The organism is Vibrio sp. 10N.222.54.A3 (assembly GCF_041474095.1).
GTDB classification, from domain to species: Bacteria; Pseudomonadota; Gammaproteobacteria; order Enterobacterales; family Vibrionaceae; genus Vibrio; species Vibrio crassostreae_C.
Map to the genome: position 1 here is coordinate 1 of NZ_JBFRTN010000069.1, position 21,283 is coordinate 21,283.

Annotated in this window: 25 protein-coding genes; 19 read left to right on the forward strand and 6 right to left on the reverse strand. The window is 44.8% G+C overall.

What is annotated here, in order from left to right:
- Nucleotides 1-65 precede the first annotated feature (65 nt).
- The gene (locus AB4507_RS15010; RefSeq protein ID WP_017061022.1) at nucleotides 66-893 is read right to left on the reverse strand and encodes a Cof-type HAD-IIB family hydrolase; all 828 of its coding nucleotides are present in this window, start codon (nucleotides 891-893) and stop codon (nucleotides 66-68) included.
- A gap of 182 nt (nucleotides 894-1,075) precedes the next feature.
- Nucleotides 1,076-2,056: an alpha/beta fold hydrolase gene (locus tag AB4507_RS15015; RefSeq protein ID WP_017061023.1), complete on the reverse strand. Its 981-nt coding sequence runs from the start codon at nucleotides 2,054-2,056 to the stop codon at nucleotides 1,076-1,078.
- 81 nt (nucleotides 2,057-2,137) lie between these two features.
- On the opposite strand from AB4507_RS15015, the gene rhtB reads away from it, so the two are divergent.
- The 7 genes from rhtB (at nucleotide 2,138) to AB4507_RS15050 (ending at nucleotide 8,650) form a co-directional block, all read left to right on the forward strand.
- Complete coding sequence (gene rhtB / locus AB4507_RS15020) at nucleotides 2,138-2,755, forward strand: homoserine/homoserine lactone efflux protein (RefSeq protein WP_017061024.1); 618 nt, start codon at nucleotides 2,138-2,140, stop codon at nucleotides 2,753-2,755.
- A 45-nt stretch (nucleotides 2,756-2,800) separates the two neighbouring features.
- A complete protein-coding gene (locus AB4507_RS15025) occupies nucleotides 2,801-4,021 on the forward strand; it encodes an EAL and HDOD domain-containing protein (RefSeq protein WP_017061025.1) in 1,221 nt (406 codons plus the stop codon).
- 99 nt (nucleotides 4,022-4,120) lie between these two features.
- Nucleotides 4,121-4,462, forward strand: coding sequence for a metalloregulator ArsR/SmtB family transcription factor (locus AB4507_RS15030; RefSeq protein ID WP_017063763.1), 342 nt, complete (start codon nucleotides 4,121-4,123; stop codon nucleotides 4,460-4,462).
- A gap of 173 nt (nucleotides 4,463-4,635) precedes the next feature.
- On the forward strand, nucleotides 4,636-5,637 hold the full coding sequence (locus AB4507_RS15035) for an ArsJ-associated glyceraldehyde-3-phosphate dehydrogenase (RefSeq protein WP_017061027.1): 1,002 nt from the start codon (nucleotides 4,636-4,638) through the stop codon (nucleotides 5,635-5,637).
- 21 nt (nucleotides 5,638-5,658) lie between these two features.
- A complete protein-coding gene (locus AB4507_RS15040; protein WP_017061028.1) occupies nucleotides 5,659-6,150 on the forward strand; it encodes a cyclin-dependent kinase inhibitor 3 family protein in 492 nt (163 codons plus the stop codon).
- Between the two features lie 96 nt (nucleotides 6,151-6,246).
- Nucleotides 6,247-7,467, forward strand: coding sequence for an organoarsenical effux MFS transporter ArsJ (gene arsJ / locus AB4507_RS15045; protein WP_372182897.1), 1,221 nt, complete (start codon nucleotides 6,247-6,249; stop codon nucleotides 7,465-7,467).
- 169 nt (nucleotides 7,468-7,636) lie between these two features.
- Nucleotides 7,637-8,650, forward strand: coding sequence for an acyltransferase (locus AB4507_RS15050; RefSeq protein ID WP_017061031.1), 1,014 nt, complete (start codon nucleotides 7,637-7,639; stop codon nucleotides 8,648-8,650).
- A 60-nt stretch (nucleotides 8,651-8,710) separates the two neighbouring features.
- Here the strand turns inward: AB4507_RS15050 and AB4507_RS15055 are convergent, their stop codons facing one another.
- Nucleotides 8,711-9,040: a DUF2500 domain-containing protein gene (locus AB4507_RS15055; RefSeq protein WP_017061032.1), complete on the reverse strand. Its 330-nt coding sequence runs from the start codon at nucleotides 9,038-9,040 to the stop codon at nucleotides 8,711-8,713.
- Between the two features lie 244 nt (nucleotides 9,041-9,284).
- Here AB4507_RS15055 and AB4507_RS15060 point away from each other — a divergent pair, with 244 nt between their 5' ends.
- The 4 genes from AB4507_RS15060 to AB4507_RS15075 all read left to right on the forward strand — a co-directional run bounded on the left by AB4507_RS15060 (nucleotide 9,285) and on the right by AB4507_RS15075 (nucleotide 12,325).
- Entirely contained in the window at nucleotides 9,285-9,659 is a 375-nt protein-coding gene (locus AB4507_RS15060; protein WP_004736595.1) for a hypothetical protein, read from the forward strand.
- A 927-nt stretch (nucleotides 9,660-10,586) separates the two neighbouring features.
- Nucleotides 10,587-11,207, forward strand: a complete 621-nt coding sequence (locus AB4507_RS15065) for a lysoplasmalogenase (RefSeq protein ID WP_017061033.1) — start codon at nucleotides 10,587-10,589, stop codon at nucleotides 11,205-11,207.
- Nucleotides 11,208-11,297: 90 nt separating this feature from the next.
- The gene (locus AB4507_RS15070; protein WP_017066763.1) at nucleotides 11,298-11,534 is read left to right on the forward strand and encodes a YecH family metal-binding protein; all 237 of its coding nucleotides are present in this window, start codon (nucleotides 11,298-11,300) and stop codon (nucleotides 11,532-11,534) included.
- Nucleotides 11,535-11,740: 206 nt separating this feature from the next.
- Nucleotides 11,741-12,325, forward strand: coding sequence for a YhgN family NAAT transporter (locus AB4507_RS15075; RefSeq protein WP_102321185.1), 585 nt, complete (start codon nucleotides 11,741-11,743; stop codon nucleotides 12,323-12,325).
- Nucleotides 12,326-12,405: 80 nt separating this feature from the next.
- Here AB4507_RS15075 and AB4507_RS15080 read toward each other — a convergent pair whose 3' ends face one another.
- Both AB4507_RS15080 and rsmD read right to left on the reverse strand, forming a co-directional pair.
- Nucleotides 12,406-12,672, reverse strand: coding sequence for a DUF1145 domain-containing protein (locus AB4507_RS15080; protein WP_016784000.1), 267 nt, complete (start codon nucleotides 12,670-12,672; stop codon nucleotides 12,406-12,408).
- A 10-nt stretch (nucleotides 12,673-12,682) separates the two neighbouring features.
- Nucleotides 12,683-13,285, reverse strand: a complete 603-nt coding sequence (gene rsmD, locus AB4507_RS15085; protein WP_017066764.1) for a 16S rRNA (guanine(966)-N(2))-methyltransferase RsmD — start codon at nucleotides 13,283-13,285, stop codon at nucleotides 12,683-12,685.
- Between the two features lie 230 nt (nucleotides 13,286-13,515).
- Here rsmD and ftsY point away from each other — a divergent pair, with 230 nt between their 5' ends.
- From ftsY to glpG, 6 genes are all read left to right on the forward strand, one after another.
- Complete coding sequence (ftsY, locus tag AB4507_RS15090; RefSeq protein WP_017063769.1) at nucleotides 13,516-14,754, forward strand: signal recognition particle-docking protein FtsY; 1,239 nt, start codon at nucleotides 13,516-13,518, stop codon at nucleotides 14,752-14,754.
- Nucleotides 14,755-14,832: 78 nt separating this feature from the next.
- On the forward strand, nucleotides 14,833-15,510 hold the full coding sequence (gene ftsE, locus AB4507_RS15095) for a cell division ATP-binding protein FtsE (RefSeq protein WP_004736585.1): 678 nt from the start codon (nucleotides 14,833-14,835) through the stop codon (nucleotides 15,508-15,510).
- A complete protein-coding gene (gene ftsX, locus AB4507_RS15100) occupies nucleotides 15,497-16,465 on the forward strand; it encodes a permease-like cell division protein FtsX (protein ID WP_017061038.1) in 969 nt (322 codons plus the stop codon). The genes ftsE and ftsX overlap by 14 nt, the downstream gene beginning before the upstream one ends.
- Before the next feature lie 177 nt (nucleotides 16,466-16,642).
- Nucleotides 16,643-17,500 carry an RNA polymerase sigma factor RpoH gene (rpoH, locus tag AB4507_RS15105; RefSeq protein WP_017055518.1) on the forward strand — a complete coding sequence of 286 codons (858 nt, stop codon included), beginning with the start codon at nucleotides 16,643-16,645 and terminating at the stop codon, nucleotides 17,498-17,500.
- 440 nt (nucleotides 17,501-17,940) lie between these two features.
- The gene (gene glpE / locus AB4507_RS15110) at nucleotides 17,941-18,261 is read left to right on the forward strand and encodes a thiosulfate sulfurtransferase GlpE (RefSeq protein WP_017061039.1); all 321 of its coding nucleotides are present in this window, start codon (nucleotides 17,941-17,943) and stop codon (nucleotides 18,259-18,261) included.
- A gap of 58 nt (nucleotides 18,262-18,319) precedes the next feature.
- On the forward strand, nucleotides 18,320-19,162 hold the full coding sequence (gene glpG, locus AB4507_RS15115; RefSeq protein ID WP_017063770.1) for a rhomboid family intramembrane serine protease GlpG: 843 nt from the start codon (nucleotides 18,320-18,322) through the stop codon (nucleotides 19,160-19,162).
- Nucleotides 19,163-19,249: 87 nt separating this feature from the next.
- Here the strand turns inward: glpG and AB4507_RS15120 are convergent, their stop codons facing one another.
- Complete coding sequence (locus tag AB4507_RS15120) at nucleotides 19,250-19,657, reverse strand: flagellar basal body-associated protein FliL (RefSeq protein WP_017063771.1); 408 nt, start codon at nucleotides 19,655-19,657, stop codon at nucleotides 19,250-19,252.
- A gap of 162 nt (nucleotides 19,658-19,819) precedes the next feature.
- Here AB4507_RS15120 and AB4507_RS15125 point away from each other — a divergent pair, with 162 nt between their 5' ends.
- Nucleotides 19,820-20,362: a chorismate lyase gene (locus tag AB4507_RS15125; protein WP_164091128.1), complete on the forward strand. Its 543-nt coding sequence runs from the start codon at nucleotides 19,820-19,822 to the stop codon at nucleotides 20,360-20,362.
- Nucleotides 20,363-21,217 carry a 4-hydroxybenzoate octaprenyltransferase gene (ubiA, locus tag AB4507_RS15130; RefSeq protein ID WP_372182898.1) on the forward strand — a complete coding sequence of 285 codons (855 nt, stop codon included), beginning with the start codon at nucleotides 20,363-20,365 and terminating at the stop codon, nucleotides 21,215-21,217.
- The last annotated feature ends 66 nt before the right edge of the window (nucleotides 21,218-21,283 follow it).

Below are 21,283 nucleotides of genomic sequence, written 5' to 3' on the forward strand. Positions count from 1 at the left end.
TTGTGATCAAGAGACAGGCCAGTTGGCTGCCTTTTTATTTATTCAGATCTGTTCAACGAGCGAGATTAGAGCAGATGCTTTTCTAGGTAGTGAGCAACGGCATCGTCTGCGTTACTGCCAATCACTTCATTGTCAGGTAGTGCTTTCATCACTTTCTCATGTGATGTACCCATGATTAGACCTTTACCCGCCATAGCCAGCATCTCAGCGTCATTCATACCATCCCCAAAGGCAACACAGTTATCCAGAGTCAGGTTTAGTGATTTTGCAACAGCGTCTAGAGCGTGGCCTTTAGAGACTTCAGCTGCCATCACTTCCAGACACCAAGGTGTAGAGAAGGCGATGTTCAGTTTGTCGCCAAAAGCATCTCTTAGCTTTTGTTCAAACGTGACGAGATATTCGTGGTCTTGTTCTGGATGTGTGAAGAAGACTTTCGCGATGCCTTCGCTTGGTGCGTTTTCAGCTTCAAAGCGCTTGTAGCTAAAGCCAGACTCACTGTGGAATTTAGCCAACATTTCATCTTCACGGTCTAGTAACCAATCTTCATTCTGGTACATGTGAATAAAGAGGTTTGGATCTTGGCGCACAATATCAATAACTGGCTGAACGAGTTCCTGAGGTACGTTCTGGCTATACATCAGTTGATCGTTTTGGTCATGCACGCGTGCACCGTTTGAAGTGATCATGTACGCCGGAATACCTGCTATCTGACGAATACCCGCCACATCGACGTGGTGACGACCCGTAGCGAAGATGAAGGTATAACCTTGGTCGTGTAATTTCTTAAGCGTTAGCTTGGTAAAGTCGCTTAGCTGATGGTTGGGAGCCAAAAGCGTACCATCTAAATCAGAAGCAACAATTTTCACGGAATCTTTTAGTGCAGGAATACTCATTTAACCCTCATTGCAAAATGCTTAACCAATATTGACGCTAGCCAGCGCTAGAATCGTTTTAACTACAATATCTCTAGGTAGAAATTGTATGCCAAATTCATGCAAGAAAAGAGGGCAAAGCTCACTTACTTCTCTTCCTCTTTAGCGCTTATTTTCTTGGTAGGTTGCTTAGCCTATTAGCTCTAGGCGAAAAACTGATTGATCGCATCCAGTGTTTGATTGCGATATTCATCCTGCTCAAACAACACCTCATGCCTAGAACCCTCAATCAACTTAAACTGACAATCAGAGTTGGTTTTCTTCAGCTTAGAGATGAACTTTACTTGAGCACTGTTACTGACAATCTTTTCATCCCCAGCTTGAATCAATAGCAGAGGGATCTTGATTTGACGAGTTTGTTGAATTGCTTGCTTGGCGGCCATTAACCCTTGCCACACCCAACGCGTGCTTGGTCCACCCACCTGCAAAGATGGAGACTCGTCATATAAGCGACGGAACCACTGATAGCGAACCTTACTGTGGCTCAGTAAGTTGTTTTCAAAAGGCTTCGAATAATATGCTTGCTGGCCCGGCGCGTAAGTTGGCTTGGCATAAAAAGCGGTAAGCACTTGTCCAACGATCATCGCGATAGGTTTCAGGTACCACTCGGTATTGATACCAAACATCGGAGCGCACAGAGTCACCTTATCAAACGGGTGGTCTGGATGGGTTTGTAGGTAGCGAGTGGCTATGGTGCTGCCCATTGAGTGTGCGAGCAGGTAGCGATTGGAATACTTACTGAGATCAAAACTGGCAATGACGTCAGACATGTCAGATTCATAATCATCAAACTCATGAATGTGACCAATGTCAGAGTCTGTTACCATACGTTCAGACTGGCCTTGACCTTGGTGGTCAAATGAATAAACGTCATAGCCTTGTTGATAAAAATCATAAAAGATTTCTTGGTATTTTTGGCAGCATTCGATACGGCCATTTGAAATCACAATAGCTTTGCTGTGCTTTTCTGAGGTGAGGCTGCACCAGTACAGTTTCTTTTTACCAGACGATGTTAAAAACCCCTCTTTTCTTTGTTGCCAAAGAGCGTTGATCGGGTGTTTAATCGCATGATCGAACTGAGGTTCTTGAGTGTAAGGGAAGGTGGCTTCGCTGTGGTTTTCCATGGGAAATTACCTGAACTGATGCGTGTGAGAGCTTTATTGCTACTAATGTTGTTAGATTAAAGAACTAGTAAGGAAATGCAAATGGATACTCATGTTTGGCTTGCTTATGTTGTCACAGCGATTTTGTTTAGCTTGGCTCCGGGCTCGGGTACCGTTAACTCAATCAGTAATGGGCTTAGCTATGGCACTAAAAAGTCACTCGCATCAATTGTTGGCTTACAGCTTGGTCTTGCGTTTCACATTATGCTGGTGGGCGCGGGTATCGGTGCACTCGTTGCTAAGTCTGCGTTGGCGTTCACCATCATTAAGTGGGTCGGCGTGGTGTACTTACTTTGGTTAGGTATTCAAAAGTGGCGTGATAGCTCGAGCCTAGTAGCATCTGAAGAAAGCTCTACTCTGTCGAGTGGCAAACTGCTGAGAAACGCTGTGCTTATCAACCTAACTAACCCGAAATCAATCGTGTTTTTGGTGGCTTTGTTTCCTCAGTTTATTGACCCTACACAACCTCAAGCACCTCAGTTATTAGTGCTAGGTGTGACGACAGTATTCATTGATAGCGTTGTTATGTTGGGTTACACCTCATTAGCGTCACAAATGGGACGTTTTATTCGCTCTGATCGCATAATGGGTAAGATAAATAAAATATTTGGTGGTATGTTCATGGGCTGCGGTGCTTTGCTAGCTGCCGCGAAAGCTTAGATTAAGCGACTGAGTTATAGTTAAACCAATCAGAGTTATCAAGAAATGACCGCTACATACGTTGCTCGACAACCTATCTTAAATCGCAAGAGGAATACACTCGGCTATGAGTTGTTATTTCGCGATGGAGAAAAGAATGCGTACCCAGCTCATATTGAGTCTAATCGAGCAACGTATCGTCTGATTGTTGAGAACTTCTTGTCTGTTGGTCTTAACCCTTCTATTCCATCTTCACGCTGCTTTATCAACTTCCCTTATCAAAGTTTGATTCGTCGACTGCCCTTAAGTTTGCCGAAAGATAAGGTGGTGGTAGAGATTCTGGAAACCTGTAAACCAACAGATGAATTGTTGGAAGCGGTTAAAGACCTTTACCAAGCGGGTTACATGATTGCCCTAGATGATTTTACTTCGACCCCAGAATGGGAACGTTTCCTTAAATACACGCATATCGTAAAGCTCGATATTATGCAGATGGGTTTGGATGAAGCGTGTGATTTGGTTAGGGCGCATCAAGGGAAAAAGTTTAGCTTTTTGGCGGAGCGCGTTGAGACCGAACAAGAATTCCAGCAAGCCAAAGAGGCTGGCTTTAAGTTTTTCCAAGGTTACTTTTTCAATAAACCGGAAATCATCAAGAGTAAATACATTAGCCCTGAGCAAGTGATTGCTATGGAGCTGTTTCAAGAAGTGTGTAAGCCCGATGTGGACTTTCAACGGGTGGAGAGCATTGTCGCGAAAGATGTGGCGCTCTCATATAAGCTGCTGCGTTTTGTGAATACTATGTCGCCGCGCCTTGAAGTTACCATCTCTTCTTTTCGTCAGGCTTTGGTATATCTAGGTCAAGAGAAACTGAAAATGTTTGTCTCGTTAGCCGTCGCCTCTTATGTGTCCGATAAAAAGCCTAAAGAGCTGTATGGATTGTCTCTACAGCGTGCTCAGTTTTGTCAGCGTATGTCTCGCTATCAGGCATTTGAAGGGTATAGAGAACAGGCCTTTATGATTGGCTTATTCTCCTTATTGGATGCTCTGTTGGACTTGTCGTTAGATAACTTAGTCGAGCAGTTGCCGCTGTGTAAAAGTATCAAGGTTGCTCTATTACGTAGAGAAGGGCCATATGGTACCTTGCTCGCACTTGAAGAGAGCTTTGAGCATGCCGATTGGCAACAGATTGATGAGCACTGCGCCGATTTAGGATTAAGCGTGGATCAGGTTAAAACGGAGCTTACTGAAGCGCGCCGTTGGAGCCATACCGTGACCAACAAGCTCTGATATTTCTTCGTTAAACTTTTATGACAATTGAAACGCACGCCTTGACGTGCGTTTTTTTATATCTAAGATATGTGCATATCCACATATGAGTATGTTTTTATGCTTCCTCACCAATTTTTTAAATTACTGTCCGATGAAACGCGAGTGCGTTGCTTAATGTTGATAGTTCGCAATGAGTGCTTATCGGTTGGTGAGTTGACTCAGGCATTGCAAGAAAGTCAGCCAAAGGTTTCACGCCATCTTGCGCAGCTGCGTTCAAACGGTGTTTTGATTGATGTTCGCCAGGGGCAGTGGGTGTTTTACCGCCTGTCACAAGATTTACCAGGTTGGATGCTAAAGTTAATTGACGACCTTATTGCATCGAACTGTTTGAAAACTGAATACCAGCAAGATATTGAGCGCTTAGAGTCGATGAACTCACGCCCAGTATGTTGCGTTTAAATACATTAAAACTTAATGCCGAAATAGTTGTAGTTGCAGCTAGGCGACAAGTGAACTTATCCCTATGAGCATAGTGGCTCTATGTAATTAGGGCGGCCGGCGCTCCGGTAAGTGAACGTAGTCAACAACGCTGCGGCTTCAAATATGAAGGTAATTAACTGAGAGAACAGAAAATGACAGTCAAAGTAGGTATTAATGGTTTTGGTCGTATCGGCCGTCTAGCACTTCGCGCAGCATTCGATTGGGATGAGCTAGAATTTGTTCAAATTAACGATGTTGCTGGCGACACAACAACACTGGCCCACCTTCTAGAATTTGATTCAGTTCAAGGTCGCTTTCACCACGAAGTAACTGCAGAAGGCGATGAGATGATCATTAATGGCCAGCGCATCAAGACCACACAAGAGCGCGACATCGATGCGATCGACTGGTCTGGTTGTGATGTGGTTATCGAAGCGACAGGTGTTCACCGTAAGACCTCTTTCCTAAACAAATACCTAGAGCAGGGCGTGAAACGTGTTGTGGTATCGGCGCCAGTGAAAGAAGAAGGCATCGCAAACATCGTTGTTGGTGTGAATGACAATATCTTCGACCCTGCGGTACACAAAATCGTAACGGCAGCGTCTTGTACAACGAACTGTATCGCGCCAGTGGTTAAGGTGATCAACGAGAAGCTTGGTATCGAGAACGCAGCCTTCACCACTATTCACGATTTAACTAACACGCAAACTATTCTTGATGCGCCGCACAAAGACTTACGCCGCGCACGTGCATGTGGCATGAGTCTTATCCCAACAACGACGGGCAGCGCCAAAGCGATTGTTGAGATCTTCCCTGAGCTAGAAAACCGCATCAACGGCCACGCAGTTCGTGTACCGCTAGCGAACGCTTCTCTGACAGACATCATCTTCGAAGTGAAGCAAGACACCACGGCAGAAGAAGTTAACGCGATGCTGAAAGAAGCGTCTCAGAATGAACTAAAAGGTATTCTTGGCTTTGAAGAGCGTCCACTGGTTTCTATCGATTACAAAGGCGACCAACGCTCAACAATCGTGGATGCACTATCAACGATGTTGGTCGGTAAGCGCATGGTTAAGATCTACGCTTGGTACGACAATGAGATGGGTTACGCAACACGTACCGCTGAGCTTGTTCGTACCGTTGGCCTTGCTTAATAAGAATCTGGAGAAGATATAATGATACATCCAACATGGCAACTAGACCTAGAGCAAGGTGCGCTAGTGCTTACTCCGTGCCCAGGCACAAAAGAAGCAACGCTTGATGCATCACTGGCTCAGCTAAAAGAGCAAGGCGTTGAAGCTATCGTGACAGCACTTGATGACCATGAGCTTGCAAGCAAAGACGTGGCGGCACTTGGTGAAAAAACACGTGCGTTAGGTATGCAATGGTTCCAGATCGAAATTGAAGACGACTGTGCACCGGGTGCTGGTTTTGCTGCGAAGTGGCAAGCAGCTAGCCCTGAGCTACATAACATCGTCGATAACGGCGGCAAGGTTGCAATGCATTGTATGGGCGGCTCTGGTCGCACTGGTTTGTTCGCAGCTCACCTACTGTTAGAAAAAGGCTGGGATTTGAGCAAGGTAGTTCAAGAGGTGCAGGCACTGCGTCCAGGTGCCTTCACTAAACCTATCCAGGTTGAATACATTAATGGCGTAGCGAATAGCTAATAGTCATCAGTGTTAGACAGGGAGCTTTTGGTATCTGGAGTGTTGAACTTATCATGATCCAAAAGCTCTTTTTGTTTAGATTGCAGAGATAGCGTTATGTTTTCAAATCTAAGTAAGAGCGTTCGCCAATACATGTTGGTGACTTTTAACTACTGGAACTTCACCATTACTGATGGTGCACTTCGCATGTTGGTGGTTCTGTATTTTTACGACCTTGGCTACAGTTCGTTAGAAATCGCCTCACTGTTCCTTTTCTATGAATTCTTTGGTGTGGTGACTAACCTAATCGGTGGCTGGTTAGGGGCGCGTCTTGGCCTCAATAAGACCATGAACATTGGGTTAGGCATGCAAGTCGTCGCCTTGGGTATGCTCGCGGTGCCAACGGCAATGCTGACCATTCCTTGGCTCATGGCGGCGCAAGCCTTGTCTGGTATCGCTAAAGACCTCAATAAGATGAGTGCCAAGAGCTCAATTAAGACTCTGGTTCCTGATGAACAACAAGGCGCGCTTTATAAGTGGATTGCGATTCTGACCGGATCTAAGAATGCGCTTAAAGGGGCAGGCTTCTTTATTGGTGGTTTACTGCTTTCAACGATTGGCTTCCAATACGCCGTGCTCGCGATGGCAGCCGTGTTGGCATTGGTCTTCGTTGGCAGTGTGTTGAGCTTAGAAGCGGACATGGGCAAAGCGAAAACCAAGCCTAAGTTCAAACAGATCTTCTCTAAGTCTGAATCCATCAACATCCTATCCGCAGCACGTATGTTCCTGTTTGGCGCTCGTGATGTGTGGTTTGTGATTGCTTTGCCGATTTACCTAGGCAGTGTGTTTGGTTGGGATCACTCATGGGTTGGCGGTTTCTTAGCTGCTTGGACTATCGCTTATGGCTTTGTACAGGGCATAGCGCCGAAGATTACTGGTAAAGCTCAAGGTAAGGTGCCAGATGGCCATGCCGCGCTGTTATGGGCTGGTGCGCTGGCTATAGTGACCGCTGCTATCGCTTATGCGGTACAGATTGGCTGGCAACCCGAGTTAGTTATTATCGGTGGCTTGATGGTGTTTGGTGTCATCTTTGCGGTGAACTCATCACTTCACTCATATTTGATTGTGAGTTATGCGAAAGGCGATGGCGTTTCTCTTGATGTCGGTTTCTACTACATGGCAAACGCGATGGGCCGTTTGATTGGCACGATATTGTCGGGCTTGGTATTCCAAATGGCAGGTTTGTCTGCGTGTCTGTGGGTTTCCTTCGCATTCTTGGCGATAACGACGGTGATCTCTCTGCGTTTACCGAAAGTGCCGCAAATTTCAGCGGCATAAGCTTCAGCCACATGAGCCTCATTTGTGAGAGCTCAAGTCGCAGAAGCTAGAGTCGTATGAGCTAAATTCGCGATAAGTATCTCCTTTAACACTAAGCTGACTTGGTATTTATTCCGGTCAGCTTTTTTATTGCTATAGTAGAATGATTGAATATTAATCAGGCATTTACATGAAGCAGCGAATTCTCTTTTTTGATTTAGCACGATGTGTCGCGGCCGTAGCGGTTATCGCGATTCATGTTTTGGCGCCTTATCGCAATGAGTTGGGCACTATTCCTTTCGGTGAATGGCTTACTGCCATTACGGTAAACGGTTTCAGCCGCTGGGCAGTACCTGTGTTCATTTTGATTACTGGCGCACTGATGCTCAGTGATCAGCGCCCGTTTGACGCCAAATACTACCTCAAGCGTCGTTTGGGCAAGGTACTGATACCTTTCATTGTCTGGTCGCTTTTCTATACCTATCTGTCGGGCTGGTCGGCAATGGGCTTTGATGCCGACGTCAGTTGGGACGTGTTGCTTAATAGCTACCATCATTACACCTATTACCACCTTGGTTTCTTCTATTACTTCATCCCACTCTATTTTGTGATTCCGTTCTTGCAGATCATGGTTAGAAAGTACGGTGATAGATCGGTCTATGCCTTTACGGCGGTATGGTTGTTCACAACATTGCTGTTCTTACTGAAAATCGATGGCCCTTGGAGTCACGAATTGTGGTTGTACACCGGTTACTTACCATTGGGTTACTTGCTGTATAAGATTGTGCCACTTAACAAGATGACCGTTGGCGTGAGTGTGTTACTGGGTGGGCTAGCGTTACTAACCACGGTTTACATGGTGGTTGATGCAAGCTTGGTAGCAGAAGAGTACACGGTAGGGCGCTGGCTATCTTACAAAACGTTGAATACCGTATTAGCCGCGAGCATGGTGTTCATGGTATGCCGTTACTATGGTGAAGGCCTGTCTGAGAAGAGTAACCAAGTGGTTGGCTTTATCAGTAAGCACAGCTTAGGTATTTACCTGCTGCACCCGATTTTCTTGTGGCCGATGAAAGAGTTTGGTTGGTACCAAGGACATCCGGCATGGGTTATTCCATTATGGATTGTGATCAGCGGAGCTGGCGCATTATGGATGAGCTGGTTGGTGTCTAAGTCAGAGAAAACGCGTTGGTTATTGCCTTAGCGGTGATTGCTAAGGCTTTCTGATGGATTGCTTAGGGACGACAGTTGAAGCGGCTGACGTTTAGCGCTTCAACGCAAAGTGTAAGAACTTATCGCCTTGGTAGGTTAAGGTTCCTTTGTCGCCAGGGTTAAGGGCGTGGAAATAGTGGATGCCGACTTGGAATTCTCGCTTCGGACCAACCACACCACGTTGAACGTAAATCCAGTACTCTTGATCTTCTTGGCCCGGTTCTGCGTCAGGAAGGTCGATCGATTGTTTGTCTAACACCGTGACATTCACTTTCTTCTCTGGCGCATTTTCACCTTGCGAGTGTTTTCGATAGAAACCAATAAATACCCAAGCCGCTAGAGCAGCGAGAGCAAAGATGGCAAAAAAGAGTGAATTAGGCATATAACCTCCATGTAGTCGTGATGGTTATTCTAGTCTTTCAGGCAATAGGGATATGTGTTTAAAGCCGTTATTCGTGAACTGTTGTAAGCCAAGCTGATTATTTTTCGGCAGACATCACATTTAATGGTCAGTTTGGGATAAAGCATTGTTATTTATTGTCTCTTTCTCTCGTAAATAACAGTGATTTTGTATAAGAATAGGGAAATGCTCGACTAGAATTATAGTGTGGAGTGGGAGGGCTAAGATGACCGATATTGAAAAAGTGGTGACAAGAACTCGCAATATAGAGAAATTATTGAGGCTTCAATATCATGCCGAAGGCGAAGGATTGCATGAGCTTGTAACAAGCTGTGAAGAAAGGCTACCGCACGATATGGTGAGCAAGCTGCGCTATATCGCAACGTGTCGTAATAAGGTAGTCAATGAACATGAGGCTAAGTTGGAAGACCAACATAAGTTCATCATGATGTGTAACGACTGTGAGAAGGAGCTGACTCCACGTAGTGGTCGTTTTATCTGGCGAGTTGCGATCTTACTGATGATGGCAATGACTTTAGCTGCCGCAGGTTTCTATTATGCGAACTGGGATGTGCTAACACTGCATCTGTTTTCGAAGTGAAAAAATTGAACAAAAAAAGGGACGCTCATGGCGTCCCTTTTTTTATCTGTAACTTGCTTAGTACATCATCGGTAGTGTCATTAGACCTACAACTACCGCGATCATTACAAGTCCTTGTCTTTGCGAAGATGAAATCATAACACTACTCCTAAATTTGGTTGTCTCTCGCTATGTTTTAAAGAATAGCACTACTTATGGCCTTAGATCAAGAATTACTTTCGAAAGCTTTAAAAGTAGTAGAAAACTATGAGTTTTTGGCTTGTTTGGCAGTGTTTAACTGTGTTTTATGGTGTGTTCTTAATTTGTTCGTTGTGATTTATGCTTGTTCTAATTTGATTTAACTTGTTGTTTTGTAATGGTTATTTTGTGTGATTTATATTGTTAAAGGTTGTTAAACTGTATTAATAGAGGTTGGTGGTGGCTAGGTTGGTTTTGGTTGGTTTTTTAAGTTTTCGGCTTGGTTTTTGTGGCGATTTTTACCGGAGGCTTGAAATAACCTGACAAAACTGGGCGTTAAAAAAGAAAACTGGCTACTTTACAAGTCTAGGCTTGGTTGGCGTTTTTATTTTCCTATTAATCTTGAGTTTGTTTATTTAAGTTATTGTTATTATTTACTTTAAATGTGGTTATTTTAATTTTTTAAGTGTGGTATTTTACGGAATTAGGCCGGTTTTGGTGGGGTCGATAGGTTAGAATTGGCCAAAATTCAAGTATGGCGACTCTAATGCCAGTTTGAATGGGTTTTATGATGATTCGTTCTAGTTTTAAACGAATGGCCATTGTCATGGTGGTAATTGTTACGACTTCAATCTAAAGAGACTCTTTTTAGTGGAAGCGTAATCAAGATCCAATTTTGAGGGGCTGAGGCTTTACATCAACACTCGTGTGCCTAGACTGGCGACGATTTAAAGCAATAGGGCAAGTGGTATGTGGAGTTGGTTAGCGGTTTCCTTATCTGGTATCGGAGCAATAGCAGGAACGAAACATGGACATATCGGTCAGGCCTTATCGTATAAGGTATTTACCTTTGTATTATTAGCGACAATTGCTTTAACTCAGTCGGTTGTGGCTGACTTTACCTATTGGATAGTTGCGGGGTTGGCTATCTCTGCGATCGCAGATGTGCTTCATACTCTCACTCAAAAACGCCCTCTGCATTTTGTCTGCTTCTTATTGGCTCAACTCTGTTACAGCAAAGCTTTTTGGTTACAGCTATCAGGTGAAATGGTTTGGTGGTTGTTCGCGCTGTTATTGGCAGCTTGCGTTGTTGCTTTCTTTTTACTGCTGCCACGCTTAGACAAACTCGTTTTTCCCGTGGTCATCATGGGCATTGTGCTTATTCAGTTAGCATGGGCTTCTGGTGAGGTTTGGCTGCTGGATCCTCAGTTATCACACGCGGTCGGTTTTGCTGGCTGTAGCGTGCTGCTCCTTTCGGCCTTAGCTTATGCGCTAAACAGTTACCGCAGCCCAATCAAGGGCGCTTACTTTTGGGTAACGGGCAGTTACTTTCTCGCACACGCATTCATCGTCGCATCGATTACTATTTAGGGTAGAGCTCTCTCAAGCCTGAGCTACATCAAAACGGCGTTGCTAAAACTCGGTACTCTACGTGTAATTCATTAAACATGAGATTGAGTTATGACGACTGAAATTCACGCACACAACGTTTTAAACCTGCTTAGTGAAAAGCCACTGACTCGCGAAGAGCTAACATTAGCGCTTGCTCAAACCTATGGCGAAGAAGCTCGCTTCCATACTTGTAAGCTCAATGGTCTGGATTTAGATAGCCTGTTGAAGTTTTTCTTGAAGATGGAAAAGGTTGTCGTTGTCGATGATAAGCTTTGCACTAACCGCGAACGTGTGTGTAATCACTAATTCTTAGTGGCTTGTTTTATTCGTGAATAAAGAGTGGGTGCATGTTTCGGCTCCACTCTTTTCATTACCTTTCAATCTGCTTTCGCTAATTTGCCTTCTTATAACATCCCCTTTTAAAAGCATCAGTTAACCCGCTTATCACTGCGTTCGAAAATCAATGTTGAGGCTGCTATACTCCGCGCACTTACGCTTTTCGAGACAAACTTATGGAAATCTTATCTGCAGCAACCATGCTGTTTCTTATCATGGACCCGCTTGGCAACTTGCCAATCGTGCTCTCTATCCTTAAGCATATTGACCCGAAGCGTCGCCGTATTGTTCTGATTCGTGAGCTGATGTTCGCACTGGTTATCTTGCTGCTGTTCTTATTTGCGGGTCAAAGCATCATGAACTTCCTGCACGTGCAGCCTGAAACCTTGAGTATCTCTGGCGGTATTATTCTATTCATCATTGCGATTAAGATGATTTTCCCAAGTGCGGGTAGTATTACTGGCCTCGCGGCGGGTGAAGAACCGTTTATTGTGCCGATGGCGATCCCAATGATTGCTGGCCCTTCAGTGATTGCGGCATTGATTCTGTTGTCGACACAGCACCCTGACAATATGTTAGAGCTTTCAGGCGCAGTGATGCTGGCTTGGGGTGCTACCTTCTTTATTCTGATGTTTAATGGCTTCTTCCTGCGAGTGCTGGGAGAGAGAGGTCTTAAAGCCATCGAACGCTTGATGGGCTTGTTGTTGGTTATGCTGTCGACGCAAATGTTCCTCGATGGTGTGAAAGGCTACATGGGCTAGTGTTGCTACCATTACTCAATAAAAAAACGCCGCTCTACTGAGCGGCGTTTTTGTATCTGTTTCTTCGGTTTTTATTTCGATTACATCATGTGCTTACGACGGATATCGAGTAGGGCGAAGACACCGAAAATCAATATTGACCACTTCTCCCAACGTGACATCTCGATCTTATCGCCGAATGCACCGATGAAAATCAGCATCTGCAGGCCGTGCATGAAGAACAAGAATGCTGTCATGATATAAAGCGCAATCGCAGCATTACCCGGAAACGGGTAGAAAATATTTACGATTAAGATAAACCAAACAAAGGCGATGGCTGCTTTTGCTAGTGGAAGCAAGAACTTCATTCAATAACTCCTATTCTTCAGTGATTCGATTGAACAGTCGGTAGCTTGACTGTCCGGTGGTCTTGTCGCGATGCAATTCCCAGTTCTCTGGCATAGCTTCGAGTTTCAGTTCTTTCTCTGTCTCGACGTAAATGATGGCATTGTCTGCAAGCCAACCGTTACTCTCAAGCAGTTGTACTGTTTCTGCCAGTAAGCCTTGACGAAATGGTGGATCAAGGAAAACCATATCGTAAGGCGTGCCCGGTTTCTTAAGGAAAGAGATAGCATCAGTATTCACGACATTAATGTTGTCTGCCTTGAGCTCTTTCGCGTTATCAGAAAGCTGTTTAGCCGCCTTTTGATTCATTTCGAGCAGTGTCACCATTTTGGCTTGGCGAGAAGCTGCTTCAAAACCTAGACCGCCAGAACCGGCAAATACATCCAAGCAAGTTGAATGTGGGATATCTTGAGCCACCCAGTTAAAGAGTGTTTCTTTTACTCGGTCAATGGTTGGGCGTAATCCTTCTAAATCATGAACAGGCAGCTTTCTACCTCTCCATGAGCCACTAATAATTCGAACAAAGCCTCCGGATGGCTTTTTTTGTGATGTGTTTTGCTGGCGACGTCTTACCATAGATTTTTTGACCGCTAATAAAGTGATACTATACCGAGCCCAATTTAAGTGGGTTCGTGTATTAAATAAATTTGCAATGACAAAGTGTATCAAGCTAAAAGCAAACTTATCACTGCTTTGTCATTTTTCTTTACTATTCGTTTGTACAAGCTTGTATTGTATAACAATAGCAAAGAGTCGACGTGTATTAAGTCAATACAGCTAATTAGTAGATCTAGGAAACTCCTCTGATGACGGAAAAAAAGAAGCGCGGATTATTATCGTGGCTTGGTTTTGGTGAAGAAGAACAAAGCCCAAAAACTCAGAATGAAGCGAACGTAGAAAGCGTTGAAGATCAAACTGAAGTTGAATCACAAGTTGAGGCTGAACAGGTCGCGCCTGAAGCTGAACAAGTTAAGCCAACTGAATCTGAGCAAGCGCTTGAAGAAGCTCAACAAGAGCAGCAACCTGTCGCAGCAGAAGCAGAAGCAGAAGCAGAAGCAGAAGCAGAACAGGAAGAAGTGGCAGTTCCTCAAGCTAAGGTTGAAGAAGTACAAGAGAAGCCGACAGAAAGCTTCTTTGCTCGTCTTAAGCGCAGCCTAAGCCGCACTAAAGCAAACATCGGTGCGGGTTTCTTTGGTCTGTTCAAAGGCAAGCAAATCGATGAAGACCTGTTTGAAGAGCTAGAAGAGCAACTTCTGATTGCTGACGTGGGTATGAATACCACGGTTAAGATCATTGAAAACCTGACAGAAAAAGCATCTCGCAATGACCTAAAAGACGGTGAAGCGCTTTATGGTCTGCTCAAAGAAGAGATGGCAGACATCTTAAGCCAAGTGGAACAGCCACTGGTTGTTGATACCACTAAAACACCTTACGTTATCTTAATGGTGGGTGTGAACGGTGTAGGTAAGACAACTACGATCGGTAAGCTGGCGAAACAATTCCAAAATGAAGGCAAGAAAGTGATGCTAGCAGCGGGTGATACCTTCCGTGCTGCAGCCGTTGAACAGCTTCAGGTTTGGGGTCAGCGTAACGATGTGCCAGTTATCGCTCAACACACTGGTGCGGACAGTGCGTCTGTTATCTACGATGCGATTGAAGCAGCGAAGGCTCGTGGTGTTGATGTTGTGATTGCTGATACAGCCGGTCGTTTGCAGAACAAGAGCAACCTGATGGAAGAGCTACGCAAGATCGTTCGTGTAATGAAGAAGATTGATGACTCTGCGCCACACGAAATCATGCTAACGCTCGATGCAGGTACAGGTCAGAACGCTATCAGCCAAGCGAAGTTGTTCAGTGAAGTGGCTCCAGTTACGGGTATTACACTGACTAAGCTAGATGGTACGGCGAAAGGTGGTGTAATTTTCTCAATTGCTGACCAGTTCCAGATTCCAATCCGCTACATTGGTGTGGGTGAAGGTATTGATGACCTGCGTCCATTTGAATCTAAAGACTTCATTGAAGCACTATTTAGCCGCGAAGAGTAACGCGAGTAGCAAAGTGGTTTATCCTTAATCTGCTACCGTTTTTAAATTTGATATTAGTGATCGTAAGAGGAATTTTCGGTGATCAAATTTCAGCAAGTGAGTAAAGCCTACCGAGGTGGAAGACAAGCGCTCCAAAAAGTGGACTTTCACCTGAAACGTGGAGAGATGGCTTTTTTGGGTGGGCACTCTGGGGCTGGTAAAAGTACCTTGCTGAAGTTGATCTGCGCGATAGAGCGTCCAACTGATGGACGTGTCTGGTTCAACGATCACGATATCACTCGTATCCCAGCCAAAGACATTCCTTTCTTACGCCGTAATATTGGGATTGTTTTTCAAGACCATCGCCTGCTGATGGACCGTTCGATTTTCGATAACGTCGCTCTGCCTATGCGTATTGAATCTATTTCTGAAAACGAAATAAAACGCCGAGTCAGTGCTGCGTTGGATAAAACCGGTTTATTAGATAAAGCCCGTTGTTTGCCAAGCCAACTTTCTGGTGGTGAACAACAACGCGTGGGTATTGCTCGCGCCGTGGTTAACCGTCCAACTCTGCTTTTAGCCGATGAGCCTACCGGTAATCTAGACCCTGAATTATCTAACCGTGTGTTGCGATTATTTGAAGAATTCAACCGCGCAGGTGTGACGATCATCCTAGCGACGCATGATATCGGGTTAGTGAACACTCGCCCTCAGTACCGCCATCTTGAATTAAACCAAGGATTTTTGAGTGAGGTTGAAGACTATGGCCGCGAATAAGCGCATCAAAAAACCTCAATCTAATCGAGCAGCAAACCGCGCTTCAAGCGACGGCTTCTTTGTTGTTCACTGGAAACAAGCCAAGTCATCGTTCTCGCAAATGTGGCAGCGTCCGTTAGGCAACTTGCTGACCCTTGCGGTGATCTCTATGGCGTTGGCGATGCCAGCTTGTTTGTACCTATTAGGTAAAAATGTAGGGGAAGTGGCGCAAGATGTCACTAGCCCGTCACAAATAAGTGCTTATGTAGAGGATGGTATTCCTGAGCCACGAGTAATGGTGCTTAAGGATGAAATCGAAAGTTGGGATCAAGTTGAGCTCGTGGAGTACATTTCTCCGCAGCAAGGGCTTGCAGACCTCAGCCAGTATTCTGGTTTTGAAGACGCCCTAACCATTCTCGACGATTATTCACTGCCAGGTGTGCTGGTGATTACGCCAAGCGTGCACAGCGATACCTTAATTAAAGAGCTGGCAGGCACAGTTAAACAACAAGAATTAGTGACCGATGTTCGCCTAGACGAAGATTGGTTAGCGCGATTAGATGCGATCAAAGCATTAGCGGCTGTCATCGTGATTACCTTAACGGTATTGATGCTGGGCGCGGTATTTCTGATTATCGGCAATACACTACGATTTAATGTGTTGGCGCATAAAGAAGAGATTCAAACCATGAAGCTGATTGGTGCGACCGACAGCTACATTCTTCGACCATACCTTTATGCTGGGATGTGGTTTGGCGTTTTAGGTTCGATTAGCGCTTGGGTAATGACGGCATTGATTACCGTATTGCTGAACAGCGCGGTGGATGACTTGGCTCAGCTATACGACAGCCACTTCCGTTTAATTGGCCTGAGTTGGGATGAATCTTTACTGCTTTTGATCGTCGGAACTCTGCTTGGTAGTGTGGCTGCAAAGCTTTCTGCACAGCGTCACCTAAAAGAAATTGAACCAGTTTAGGTGAATAGAGTCATATTTAGACGAAAAATAGGCACTTCTTAACCAGTTTTTGCCTTGTATAGACGAATTGATTATGCATAATTACTTCCCCCTCCTTGAAACCTGTTCATTTTAGGTTCAAGATTGTAGGGTTTTAATAGATGTATTACTCCAGATCAGAGATTGATGAGGAACCGAATGGCAAACCAAGCGTATCAAATGGCTTTAGTCACACAAGATAGTTTAGATAGCTATATCCGCTCAGCGAACAGCTACCCTATGCTGACTCCTGAAGAGGAACGTGGACTTGCAGAGCGATTACATTACAAAGGTGAGATCGACGCTGCGAAAGGCTTGATCCTTTCCCACCTAAGATTCGTGGTGCACGTTGCAAGAGGCTACTCTGGCTACGGGCTACCAATGGCTGATCTCGTCCAAGAAGGTAACATCGGCTTGATGAAGGCTGTTAAGCGCTTCAATCCAGAAGTTGGTGTTCGTCTCGTCTCGTTTGCTGTTCACTGGATCAAAGCTGAAATCCATGAATACGTTCTACGTAACTGGCGTATCGTTAAAATTGCGACCACTAAGGCACAGCGTAAACTGTTCTTTAACCTTCGTAAGTCTAAAAAGCGTTTGGGTTGGTTCAATAACGGTGAAGTTGAGACGGTTGCTCGTGAACTGGGTGTTGAGCCTTCAGAAGTTCGTGAGATGGAATCTCGCTTAGCAGCACAAGATGCGACGTTTGAAGCACCTATGGACGATGACGATGGCGGTTCTGCTTACACTGCTCCAGTTTACTACCTAGAAGACAAGGCGTCAGACGTTGCTGAGACGGTTGAAGCGGCTAACTGGGAGTCACACACCAATAATCGCCTAGGGCTAGCACTAGCAAGCTTAGACGAGCGTAGCCAACACATTGTTCGCTCACGTTGGTTAGACGACAACAAGGCAACCCTGCAAGACTTAGCGGATACCTACAGTATCTCAGCTGAACGTGTTCGCCAGTTAGAAAAGAATGCGATGAAGAAATTGAAACAAGCCGTTGGTGATTTCTAATAGCATCTAGTTTCTATTAGCTTCTACTTTCTAGTAGAGCTAACAAATAGCTGAATTTTGAAAAGGCCGAGATCAAGAGATCTCGGCCTTTTTGTTTTGGATCGATTTCTCAACTTTTGCGATCGAAATTTGCAAAATGATTTTGTGGATAACTCTGTGAGAAGTTTATTCGTCAGCTATCTAAAAGCAGTGTGTAGTAAGGCTTTGACGGGGTTTTTCGAGTGGGGATATGTTTCAGTTAACCCACAGTTAGATCAGGATCATTACTACATGTTGTGGATCTATTTTTGAAAAGACACTTTATTCACGCAATTCACAGATTTATCCACAAATGGTGTAAAAGTGATCGCTGGTGGATAACCTTATTAAGTGGATGTGAATGTTAGCCTTGGGATAGGTTACAATGGCAGCAAAGTAATTCAGTATAAAAAGAGAAAGTCATGGACCAGTTTAAACATATCGATGTTAAAGGCGCTCAAGCCCTCATCGAACAAGGCGAAGCTCGACTTGTCGATATACGTGACCCGCAGTCTTTTGCGGTTGCCCACCCAAAAACAGCCTACCACCTGACTAACGATACGATGGTGTCATTCATGGATGAGGTTGAGTTCGAACAACCTATCTTAGTGATGTGCTACCACGGCATCAGTAGCCAAGGTGCGGCACAATATTTAGTGAACCAAGGCTTTGAAGAGGTATATAGTGTTGATGGTGGTTTCGAAGCTTGGCATCGTGCTGAACTTCCAGTGATCGCAGGTTAATGACTTTCATCACCTGAACCGCCTCAAGCATCCCTCATAGAATGAATAGGAAGTAACAATGATTAGATTGATGGTGTTAGACAATCCACGTCTTGCTCAAGCATTTATTGATTATATGGCCTCTCGTCAGATCCCTATTCAGATGTCTCCAGAGGGAGAAGGGCGTTTTGCTCTTTGGCTTCTTGATGGCCAATTTCAGGTTGAAACCGAAGCTGAGCTGAATCGTTTTCTGGCTGAGCCCAATCATAAGCGCTATCAAGCTGCATCTTGGGACATGGCAGAGACCAGAAAGAGCAACTTCCATTACCACACGCCAAGCTTCATGGGCATGATCAAAGCCAAAGCAGGCCCAGTGACACTAAGCCTGATGTTGGTGTGTGTGGTGATTTTTGCGCTGCAACAGATCGGTTTTGGCCAAGCTATTTTCAATGCCCTACATTTCCCAGCGGTGGATGGACAGCAATGGCAGCTGTGGCGTTGGTTGAGTCATGCCGTTCTACATTTCTCTGTTATGCACATCGCATTTAATATTTTGTGGTGGTGGCAGCTAGGTGGAGACATTGAGAAGAAACTTGGCAGCCTCAAGCTACTTCAGATCTTTGCTGTCTCTTCTGCGCTTTCAGGTGCTGGGCAGTATTGGGTTGAAGGGGCGAACTTCGGTGGTTTGTCTGGTGTTGTGTATGCCTTGGTTGGTTACTTATGGGTGGTTGGTGCGAAGGCGCCACAACTTGGTTTAGGTATCCCAAGACAGATTGTCGGCTTTATGTTGGTGTGGTTGGTGCTTGGGTACATGCAGCCATTTATGGCTATCGCCAATACGGCGCATTTAGCTGGTCTAGCCGCTGGTGTGATTATTGGCTTTATCGATGCGATGAAAGCACCAAGCTCGGCAAGAAGCTAATTCATATCTTCTAATGAGTAGCCAAACGATAGAGACAAAAAAAGCGGCCAGATGAGCCGCTTTTTTATTGGGATTCGTTTTACATCATTACTGATAAAGGTATTTGGTAAACAGTAAGTCAGCAATCAGGGTTTTACCTGTCTCTGGAAGCAAAATCTTGTTGAGGTGTTCAACTAAGGATTTTCTTAAGTCTTCACGGCCAGATAGAGATTTAATGGTTTCTTCGTTTTGTTTGCCAAGCAATTCAATCACCGCATCGCGAATCAGTGGTTGGTGATGCTCAATAGCGGCCAAGTCGCTACTATTTGCCACCATGATGTCGAGGCGAACCTGAATGTAGCCCAGTTTTTTACCTTTAGTGTAAAAATTGGTGGTCAGGTCTGGCTCTAGTGTGAAGTAGGCGAGTTTAGCTGCCGACTCCTCTTCCGCGAAACTTGATGCTGAAAAGAGTAGGGTAATCGCAAGAAATATTTGGGCTACATAACGTTTGTGCATATTTGTGACTTTTCTTTAGTTTATTCGCGATATTCGAAACGCATTAGTCTTGTTACAATGAGCGGTCTAAATCTAAATACGTTTACGATTCGAAGAACGCTTTAATTTTGTTCGAAAGTTGAAGCTTTATTGTACGTGTAAAGTCACCTATTGAATACTAGTATGAATCAGCCAATATCGCTGTATCTTAATTCGTTAATGAATGTAGATTGGCAAAGTACAGAAACATTTGATTTTCCTAATGAAACCACCAAAGAGTGGCTGATGGAGCAAGGTTCTCTTTCCCGCAAGTTGGGGAAGTGCTGTCAGCACCTGTCTGTTGAGTTGCTTCATAATCAAGTTGTAGAACGCTCAATGCTGCAACAAGACGAGGAACATCTTTTATCATCGTTTGATTGCTTACTGCGTAAAGTGATTTTAAAGGGTGATGACGAACCGTGGGTGTTAGGTCGAACCTTGATTCCCCGAGTCACATTAGAAGATCATCAGCACTCAGACCTTTCTCAACAAGGTAATGTCCCGCTTGGATTGACCGTTTTTAGTGCTGAGAACGTGGAGCGAGATGCGCTGCAAGTTGGTTGGGTTATCGCAGGCGATGAGCGATTACTCGCGCGTCGTTCTCGATTATGGATGAACCATAAACCGATGCTTGTGGCAGAACTGTTTTTACCAACATCACCCATTTACTCTAAGGAGAGTGTGTAAATGCTTGCCACCAAAGCGAAGGCGTATTGGCAATTAACGCGAATGAATCGCCCGATTGGTACCCTATTACTCCTTTGGCCGACCTTGTGGTCACTGATTATCGCCGCACAAGGTATGCCTGATTTTGATGTCTTGGTTGTTTTTGTACTCGGCGTGGTGTTGATGCGTTCAGCTGGCTGTGTGATCAATGACTTTGCGGACCGTAAAGTAGATGGTCATGTTAAACGTACCAAGCAGCGTCCACTGCCGTCTGGTTTGGTTTCCAGTAAGGAAGCGATTCTGCTCTTTTTAGTGCTAGCCGTAGTTTCATTCTTGCTGGTACTCACCATGAATCCACTGACCATTAAGCTCTCATTTATTGGTGTGGGTCTGGCGTTCATTTACCCTTTCATGAAGCGTTTTACGCATCTTCCACAGTTGTTTCTTGGCTTAGCGTTTAGTTGGGCGATACCAATGGCTTGGGCGGCACAAACCAATGAACTGCCAAGCATTGTGTGGTTTGTCTTCGTGATTAACGCGTTGTGGACGATTGCTTACGACACGCAATATGCGATGGTTGACCGAGATGATGACTTGAAGATTGGTATTAAATCGACGGCTATTTTATTTGGTCGCTTCGATAAACTGATTGTTGGCTCTTTGCAACTCGTCACCCTAGCGATGCTGATTGCGTTAGGCATGCATTACCAACTAGGAGATACCTTCTATTGGGCACTGTTGGTAGCGGGAAGCTTATTTGTGTATCAACAACACCTGATGCGCCACCGTGATCGAGCCCTTTGTTTCCAAGCCTTTCTAAACAACAACTATGTTGGAATGGCAGTGACAGCGGGCTTGTTCATTACCTTCTGGTAAGCATCCGCTTTTCGAGTTAACGAACGCTAAAGAAAAAGGCACCCATTGGGCTGTCTCTTGATCACA

What these genes read in the sequence shown, in the direction of transcription:
- AB4507_RS15010 (WP_017061022.1), bottom strand. Translation starts at nt 893, where the DNA reads ATGAGTATTCCTGCACTAAAAGATTCCGTGAAAATTGTTGCTTCTGAT.
- AB4507_RS15015 (WP_017061023.1), bottom strand. Translation starts at nt 2,056, where the DNA reads ATGGAAAACCACAGCGAAGCCACCTTCCCTTACACTCAAGAACCTCAG.
- rhtB (WP_017061024.1), top strand. Translation starts at nt 2,138, where the DNA reads ATGGATACTCATGTTTGGCTTGCTTATGTTGTCACAGCGATTTTGTTT.
- AB4507_RS15025 (WP_017061025.1), top strand. Translation starts at nt 2,801, where the DNA reads ATGACCGCTACATACGTTGCTCGACAACCTATCTTAAATCGCAAGAGG.
- AB4507_RS15030 (WP_017063763.1), top strand. Translation starts at nt 4,121, where the DNA reads ATGCTTCCTCACCAATTTTTTAAATTACTGTCCGATGAAACGCGAGTG.
- AB4507_RS15035 (WP_017061027.1), top strand. Translation starts at nt 4,636, where the DNA reads ATGACAGTCAAAGTAGGTATTAATGGTTTTGGTCGTATCGGCCGTCTA.
- AB4507_RS15040 (WP_017061028.1), top strand. Translation starts at nt 5,659, where the DNA reads ATGATACATCCAACATGGCAACTAGACCTAGAGCAAGGTGCGCTAGTG.
- arsJ (WP_372182897.1), top strand. Translation starts at nt 6,247, where the DNA reads ATGTTTTCAAATCTAAGTAAGAGCGTTCGCCAATACATGTTGGTGACT.
- AB4507_RS15050 (WP_017061031.1), top strand. Translation starts at nt 7,637, where the DNA reads ATGAAGCAGCGAATTCTCTTTTTTGATTTAGCACGATGTGTCGCGGCC.
- AB4507_RS15055 (WP_017061032.1), bottom strand. Translation starts at nt 9,040, where the DNA reads ATGCCTAATTCACTCTTTTTTGCCATCTTTGCTCTCGCTGCTCTAGCG.
- AB4507_RS15060 (WP_004736595.1), top strand. Translation starts at nt 9,285, where the DNA reads ATGACCGATATTGAAAAAGTGGTGACAAGAACTCGCAATATAGAGAAA.
- AB4507_RS15065 (WP_017061033.1), top strand. Translation starts at nt 10,587, where the DNA reads ATGTGGAGTTGGTTAGCGGTTTCCTTATCTGGTATCGGAGCAATAGCA.
- AB4507_RS15070 (WP_017066763.1), top strand. Translation starts at nt 11,298, where the DNA reads ATGACGACTGAAATTCACGCACACAACGTTTTAAACCTGCTTAGTGAA.
- AB4507_RS15075 (WP_102321185.1), top strand. Translation starts at nt 11,741, where the DNA reads ATGGAAATCTTATCTGCAGCAACCATGCTGTTTCTTATCATGGACCCG.
- AB4507_RS15080 (WP_016784000.1), bottom strand. Translation starts at nt 12,672, where the DNA reads ATGAAGTTCTTGCTTCCACTAGCAAAAGCAGCCATCGCCTTTGTTTGG.
- rsmD (WP_017066764.1), bottom strand. Translation starts at nt 13,285, where the DNA reads ATGGTAAGACGTCGCCAGCAAAACACATCACAAAAAAAGCCATCCGGA.
- ftsY (WP_017063769.1), top strand. Translation starts at nt 13,516, where the DNA reads ATGACGGAAAAAAAGAAGCGCGGATTATTATCGTGGCTTGGTTTTGGT.
- ftsX (WP_017061038.1), top strand. Translation starts at nt 15,497, where the DNA reads ATGGCCGCGAATAAGCGCATCAAAAAACCTCAATCTAATCGAGCAGCA.
- rpoH (WP_017055518.1), top strand. Translation starts at nt 16,643, where the DNA reads ATGGCAAACCAAGCGTATCAAATGGCTTTAGTCACACAAGATAGTTTA.
- glpE (WP_017061039.1), top strand. Translation starts at nt 17,941, where the DNA reads ATGGACCAGTTTAAACATATCGATGTTAAAGGCGCTCAAGCCCTCATC.
- glpG (WP_017063770.1), top strand. Translation starts at nt 18,320, where the DNA reads ATGATTAGATTGATGGTGTTAGACAATCCACGTCTTGCTCAAGCATTT.
- AB4507_RS15120 (WP_017063771.1), bottom strand. Translation starts at nt 19,657, where the DNA reads ATGCACAAACGTTATGTAGCCCAAATATTTCTTGCGATTACCCTACTC.
- AB4507_RS15125 (WP_164091128.1), top strand. Translation starts at nt 19,820, where the DNA reads ATGAATCAGCCAATATCGCTGTATCTTAATTCGTTAATGAATGTAGAT.
- ubiA (WP_372182898.1), top strand. Translation starts at nt 20,363, where the DNA reads ATGCTTGCCACCAAAGCGAAGGCGTATTGGCAATTAACGCGAATGAAT.